The organism is Neoroseomonas rubea, assembly GCF_016106015.1.
Lineage (GTDB): Bacteria > Pseudomonadota > Alphaproteobacteria > Acetobacterales > Acetobacteraceae > Neoroseomonas > Neoroseomonas rubea.
This window is the reverse complement of the sequence record NZ_JACADQ010000658.1, coordinates 1-966: the sequence shown is the minus strand read 5'-3', so window position 1 is coordinate 966 and position 966 is coordinate 1. Positions and strand designations below refer to the sequence as shown.

The window sequence follows — 966 nt, the reverse complement described above, 5'->3', positions numbered from 1 at the left end:
CCCCGCGGCGGCGGCGGCGACGGCGGTTGCCATCAAGGCACGCTCGTCCTGCGGCGCCAGCGCGCGCGCGCGCGCCGCCGCCGCAGTGGCCGCCACGGCCTCGCCGGTCCAGGCGAGCAACAGGGCCAGGTTGGCATGCCCCTCCAACAGGCGGGGATCGGCCGCGATGGCGCTTCGGAACGCGGTCGCCGCCTCTGCGTCGCGGCCCAGGGCCCGCAGGGCGAGGCCTAGGCTGTTCCAGCCCGATGCTGCCCGTGGCTCGGCCCGCAGCGCCTCCCGCAGCTCCGCTGCCGCCTCTGCCGCGCGGCCGCTTCCCAGCAGAATATCGCCGAGGGTGAAGCGCGCGAGCGCGAGGCCCGGATTGACCGCGAGGGCGCGGCGCAGGGCCGCCTCGGCGTCGGTCGCGCGGCCGAGTTCCGCGAGCGCCTTGCCGAGATTGGCCTCCGCTTCCGGGAAGCCCGGCCGGGCGGCGGCCGCCCGCGCGAAGGCATCCGCCGCGCCGGCGGCGTCGCCCGCCTTCATTGCGACGTTGCCGAGCGCCATCAACGCCCCCGGATGGTCGGGCCGCGCGGCGAGCGAGGCCTCGATGGCCACCCGCGCGCCGGCCATGTCGCCGCGGCCCGTCAGCAGGATACCGAGATTGAGCGAGGCAACCGCATTGGCGGGCTCCCGCGCCAGGGCGCGGCGCAGCGTCACCACGGCCGCCTCGCCGCGGCCGGCCATCGCTTCGGCATTGCCGAGGGCAACGATCCAGGCCACGGGCGCATCCGCCGCTGCCGCTGCGGCGGCGAGGGGCCTCAGCGCATCCTGCACGCGTCCGACGCGCAGCAGAACCATGCCGCCGAGATGCTGGGCCGCCGCGTCGGCGGGCGCGGCGGCGATGGCGGCGCGGGCGGCCTGTTCGGCCTCGGCGGGACGGCCGCCGCGAAGGGCCAGATCGGAAAAGCTCTCGTCTGAACTCCTGTC

At 77.2% G+C, this 966-nt stretch carries 1 protein-coding gene; it reads right to left on the bottom strand.

Annotation, left to right across the window (positions count from 1 at the left end; all coding sequences use genetic code 11):
* The coding region (locus tag HW577_RS25640; protein WP_198378904.1) for a tetratricopeptide repeat protein at positions 1–966 on the bottom strand (966 nt) is incomplete at both ends.